This is a genomic window from Mesorhizobium sp. M5C.F.Ca.IN.020.32.2.1 (assembly GCF_004023105.1).
Lineage (GTDB): Bacteria > Pseudomonadota > Alphaproteobacteria > Rhizobiales > Rhizobiaceae > Mesorhizobium > Mesorhizobium wenxiniae.
Genome location: NZ_RZSX01000435.1, coordinates 1 through 5,256, shown reverse-complemented (window position 1 = coordinate 5,256; position 5,256 = coordinate 1). Strand labels below are relative to the sequence as shown.

At 61.2% G+C, this 5,256-nt stretch carries 5 protein-coding genes; all 5 read right to left on the bottom strand.

Translation table 11 applies throughout. The features are described 5' to 3' along the window. Positions 1–127: 127 nt before the first annotated feature. Positions 128–1,141 carry a formate dehydrogenase subunit gamma gene (locus tag EOA86_RS20925; protein ID WP_128343386.1) on the bottom strand — a complete coding sequence of 338 codons (1,014 nt, stop codon included), beginning with the start codon at positions 1,139–1,141 and terminating at the stop codon, positions 128–130. Between the two features lie 53 nt (positions 1,142–1,194). Continuing rightward, positions 1,195–1,791, bottom strand: coding sequence for a formate dehydrogenase FDH3 subunit beta (gene fdh3B / locus EOA86_RS20920; RefSeq protein WP_127209329.1), 597 nt, complete (start codon positions 1,789–1,791; stop codon positions 1,195–1,197). Between the two features lie 15 nt (positions 1,792–1,806). Next, complete coding sequence (locus EOA86_RS20915) at positions 1,807–4,719, bottom strand: formate dehydrogenase subunit alpha (RefSeq protein ID WP_128343384.1); 2,913 nt, start codon at positions 4,717–4,719, stop codon at positions 1,807–1,809. Positions 4,720–4,726: 7 nt separating this feature from the next. Then, positions 4,727–4,942: a formate dehydrogenase gene (locus EOA86_RS20910; RefSeq protein ID WP_128343383.1), complete on the bottom strand. Its 216-nt coding sequence runs from the start codon at positions 4,940–4,942 to the stop codon at positions 4,727–4,729. A 33-nt stretch (positions 4,943–4,975) separates the two neighbouring features. Beyond that, a partial coding sequence (locus EOA86_RS20905) for a molecular chaperone TorD family protein (protein ID WP_206630087.1) occupies positions 4,976–5,256 on the bottom strand: 281 nt, incomplete at its 5' end.

The following is a 5,256-nucleotide window of genomic DNA, read 5'->3' as shown; positions in this document are numbered from 1 at the left end:
GACGCCTTCCTAGCCTTCGCTCGTTGACGTGGGTTCGAAGGCACCGCCTCGCGTAATGAAAAGCCCAACGAGGACGCCAAGAAATGCCCGGACCAAGGCCCGCGCATTTCGGTTTTGCGCAGAAGCACTATTCGGCCGCTTCGGCCGAGCGCGGCTGTATTGTACCTTTCGCCTCCTGCCCTTCAACCCAAAGGCTATGATGCTCCTTCGCCCAGTTCATATCGACCGTGCCCGAACCCATTGCTTCATAGGCGCCTTCCATCCCGAGCGTGCCGATATAAATGTGAGCGATAAGAACAGCGATCAAAATTATGCCCACAGTCGCATGAATATACTGGGCCGTCTGCATGCCGTTTATGTCGGCGAATGCGAACGGAAACAGCATGAATATGCCCGATACCGACATCGCAATTCCGCCCAGGACGACGGCCCAGAAGATGAGCTTCTGGCCGGTATTGAAACGTCCGGCCGGCGGATGCGTCCTGTTGGTTTTGTCGAAAAAGCCGCCGCCGACTCTGAGCCAATGAGCGTCATGGCGATCCGGAAGGTTGTCCCAGGCCCATGTCACCAGCATGACTAATATGCCGAGCATAAACGCCCACGCGACGAAGTCGTGGGCGTATTTCGCCCAAATCGACCAGGTTGAAAATGCATCGGCCCCGATCAGCGGCATCAGCAGACGCTTGCCGAAGATAAAGTTCAGGCCGGTGATGGCTAGGATGATGAACGCCGTGGCAGTCATCCAGTGGGTTAGCCGCTCCAGAGCACCGAAGCGCAAAATCCTTACGCTCGATTCGGGCGCCAGTGTGCGGATGCGGCCCCTGTAGAAATAGAACAGCGCCAGCAGCAGCAAAATGCCGAGTATCGCGATGCCGCCGATCCACGGTAGCCAGCCCTCGTGGAAGCTGCGGTAATCGCGGCCTTGCGGTTGCTCGAGCAAGGCAGCGGCCGTATTGGGCAGGGTGACGCGCCCCTCGATCTTCTGCAACTCGTCAAGAAGCTGCCGTTCGCTCACAGCCTGTGCGGTCGGGTTGCTCCCGGATGGGGCTTGCGCGTAGACAGGCGCTGCGACCAGCAGCGTGAGTGTCATGAACGCTGCGATAGCCTGCGGCGTCACTCGACCAAGCCTGATGTCCGGCATTTCTCCGTCCTCCGTGATAGCTCCGTTGCCCGCGGGACGAGCCCGACTGCCTCCTACACGTCGATTGTTTCTCGATAGGCCGTCTGCCAGCCCCAGGCTCCCGAACCATAGCCACGCTGCGTCACACGCTCCTTGTAGATCGCCGCGATGATCTCCCCGTCGCCGGCCAGGAGCGACTTGGTTGAACACATTTCGGCGCAAAGCGGCAGCTTGCCTTCAGCCAGCCGGTTGGCGCCGTACTTGGCATATTCAATTTCGGTGGAATCCTCTTCCGGGCCGGCGGCGCAGAAGGTGCATTTGTCCATCTTGCCGCGCGAACCGAAGTTGCCCACACGAGGATATTGCGGCGCGCCGAATGGGCAGGCGTAGAAGCAATAGCCGCATCCGATGCACAGATCCTTGGAGTGGAGCACCACCGCGTCCGCCGTGGTATAGAAGCAGTCGACCGGACAGACCGCCGCGCAGGGCGCGTCGGTGCAATGCATGCACGCCATCGAGACGGAGCGTTCGCCGGGCTTGCCGTCATTGATGGTGACGACGCGGCGGCGGTTGATGCCCCAAGGCACGTCGTGCTCGTTCTTGCAGGCGGTGACGCAGGCATTGCACTCGATGCAACGATCAGCGTCGCAAAGGAATTTCATCCGGGCCATTTCTGTTCCTCCCGTTCACGCCGCTACGATTTGGCAGAGCGTGCACTTCGGCTCCTGCATGCCCGTCACCGGGTCGTAGCCGTAGGTGGTGATGCTGTTGGCGCTCTCTCCCAGAACATATGGATCGGAGCCCTGCGGATAGTGAGCCCGCAGATCCTTACCCTGGAACCAGCCGCCGAAGTGGAAGGGCATGAATGCGACGCCCCGGCCGACGCGCTCCGTGACCAGCGCCTTCACCCGCGCCCTTGAGTTGTTCTCCGCACCATTCACCCAAACCCAGGCCCCATCGCCGATGCCGCGTTCGGACGCATCGGCCGGGTTGATCTCAACGAACATCTCCTGCTGCAGCTCGGCCAACCATCTGTTCGACCGCGTTTCCTCGCCCCCGCCTTCATATTCGACGAGCCGGCCGCTGGTCAGGATCAGCGGGAACGTCTTGGCGATGCCCTTTTCCACCGCGGCCTGCTGCACGCTGAACCCTATGTTCGGCAGCCGGAACTGTGTGGCGTCGGGATAGGTCGGATATTTTGCGACCAGGTCCACCTTCGGCGAGTAGATCGGCTCACGATGGGTCGGCACTGGGTCGGGCAGGTTCCACGCTACTGCGCGAGCTTTGCCGTTGCCGTAGGGATGGCAGCCATGGCTGAGTACGACGCGCTGGATGCCGCCTGACAGGTCTGTCGACCACGAGACCTTGTTGATGTCGTCGCCGATCGTTTCGATCACGGCGAGTTCTTCCGCCGTCAGATCCTTGTCCCAGCCGAGTTTCTTAAGCACGGCCATGGTGAACTCCGGATAGCCGTCGGTGAGTTCCGAGCCTTGCGTGTACGAACCTTCCGCCAGGAGGGTCTTGCCGTTGCGTTCGACGCCGAAGCGGGCGCGGAACGGGCTACCGCCGTCCATGACATGCAGGCCGGTGCTGTAGAGATTGGCCGTACCCGGGTGGCGGATCTCCGGCTTGCCCCAACATGGCCAAGGCAGGCCGTAATAGTCACCACCGACCTCGGGATCATCCTTCGGAGCCCGCATCGTCACCAGGTCGAACTTGTGCTGGTTCTTCATATGCGCCTTGAGGCGCTCCGGCGACTGACCGCAATAGCCCGTTGACCAGCTCCCGCGGTTCATCTCGCGCAGCACCTCCTCCGGCACCGGCCGGTCTCCCTCGACGGCTATTTTCTTGAACATCTTGTCGGCAAGCCCGAGCTTCTTCGACAGGAGATAGATGACTTGGTAGTCGTCCTTCTGCTCGAAGCTCGGCTTGACGATCTGCTCGCCCCACTGGATGGCCCGATTTGAGGCGACGCGCGAGCCTGAAGTCTCGAACTGCGTACAGACAGGCAAGAGATAAGTGTTGTCCTGACGCCCCGCTTCCACCGCCAGTGATGCCCAGGTCGTGGGATGGGGATCGGCGACAACAAGCAACTCCAGGCCTGTCAGGCCCTTCATCGATTCCGGAATACGAGCGATACTGTTGCTGGCGTGGCCCTGAATGAACATAGCACGCATGCTGTCGCGCTGCCCTATCTTGTCCTTGGGCAGCGAGACGGAATCGAACCACCTTGTCAGCGGTATGCCCGGGGTTTCCATGGCTTCCTTCGAGTCGAACTGGCTCAGCAGGTCCTCGTAGGGGATCTCCCAGACGCGAGACCAATGCTTCCAGGCGCCTTCCGTCAACCCGTAATAGAAGGGCAGGGTGACCACATCGAGCCCGATATCCGTCGCGCCCTGTACATTGTCATGGCCCCGGAAGATGTTCGCGCCAGTACCCGGCTTGCCGACATTGCCGGTGGCAAGACACAGGATGCAGCTCGCGCGCGTATTGGCGGTACCAACCGTGTGGTGTGTCTGGCCCATGCACCAGATCATCGTCGACGGCTTCTGCGTGGCGAACAGCTCGGCGACGCGCTTCACCTGGTCCCCAGGCACGCCGGTGATCTGCTCCACCTCCTCTGGCGTGTACTTCTCGACTTCCTTGCGGACCTCATCCATCCCGTAGACGCGCTGCGCGATGAATTCCTTGTCCTCCCAGCCGTTCTCGAAGATGTGCCAAAGCATGCCCCACAGCAGCGCTATGTCAGTGCCGGACCGGAACCGGACATACTCGGTCGCATGGGCGGCGGTGCGCGTGAAACGGGGATCGATGACGATCAGATTGGCCTTGTTGAGTTCCTTGCCTTCCAGCAAATGCTGCATCGCTATCGGATGCGCCTCAGCCGGGTTGCCGCCCATGATGATCATGGTCTTTGAATTGCGAATATCGTTGAACGAGTTCGTCATCGCGCCGTAGCCCCAGGTGTTGGCTACGCCGGCGACGGTCGTCGAATGACAGATGCGGGCCTGGTGGTCCTGATTGTTTGTTCCCCACAGGGCCGCGAGCTTGCGGAAGAGATAGGTGCCTTCGTTGGAAAACTTGGCCGACCCCATCCAGTAAACGGATTCCGGGCCGGACTTTTCACGGATCTCGAGCAGTTTGTCGCCAATCCCATTGATCGCGTCGTCCCAGGAGACCCGCTCCCACTGCCCGGCGGTGAGCTTCATCGGGTATTTCAGTCGGCGGTCGCTGTGTACGAGTTCGCGTACGCTTGCTCCCTTGGCGCAATGGGAGCCACGGTTGATCGGGCTGGCCCACGAAGGCTCCTGACCGGTCCAAACCCCGTTCTGGACTTCGGCGGTAACGGTGCAGCCGACCGCGCAATGGGTGCAGACGCTTTTCTTGAGTTCGATGGGCTCGCCCGGCTGCGGCGGACTGATGGCCGCCGCCTTTTGAACGGTGCCGAGCTGGAACGACCCGACTACAGCCATCCCGCCGGCCACGAGACCGGAACGGCGAAGGAAGGTTCGCCGGTCGATGGGAGCGGAGGCGACCGTTCCCATCAGCGTGTGCAATCTTGTGCGGTTCGCCTGACCGCTCTTGCGCTTGGTCAGCATGGCGCTCTCACTTCTTCAACGTCTCATAACCGTTCACACGGTAGAATGCCTTGACGTGCTCGGTCTCGCGGTAGCGGGCCCTCGTCTCCTCCTCGCCGGGATCATAAGCTTGCGCTTCTCCGGGGCTGAGCGTCACGGCGGCCACGGCGGCGGTCGTGGACGCGCCGCCGAAGGCGCGAAGGAAATTGCGGCGGTTCATTGCCGGCTGTTTCTTTTCCTGCATCTGCCATCCTCCCTATCTGTCGACGCGATCACGTCACGAGCTACGTCGCGCCTCCATGGCGAAGCCTTCGGCTTCGATGTCGATGAAAATCCGCCCCAACACGCCCACTGCCCGGTAAAACCTGGCCGAGGCCGCGTTTTCCAGATCGGCGAAGAAGCGGCTCGCCCAGGGCGCGATGTGACGTTCAAAGAAGTCCCGCTCATCGCCAGCGGGAACCACGAAATGTGTGGCGGCAAAGCCGCTCATGATCTCGAATAGCGTGCCGAGATGATCTTCCGGGTCAAAATGACCGTCGGCGCGTTCAAGGCCGAGGC

Excerpts from the sequence above, each read along its gene's own strand:
- fdh3B (WP_127209329.1), bottom strand. The coding sequence starts at position 1,791 with ATGGCCCGGATGAAATTCCTTTGCGACGCTGATCGTTGCATCGAGTGC.
- EOA86_RS20910 (WP_128343383.1), bottom strand. The coding sequence starts at position 4,942 with ATGCAGGAAAAGAAACAGCCGGCAATGAACCGCCGCAATTTCCTTCGC.
- EOA86_RS20925 (WP_128343386.1), bottom strand. The coding sequence starts at position 1,141 with ATGCCGGACATCAGGCTTGGTCGAGTGACGCCGCAGGCTATCGCAGCG.
- EOA86_RS20915 (WP_128343384.1), bottom strand. The coding sequence starts at position 4,719 with ATGCTGACCAAGCGCAAGAGCGGTCAGGCGAACCGCACAAGATTGCAC.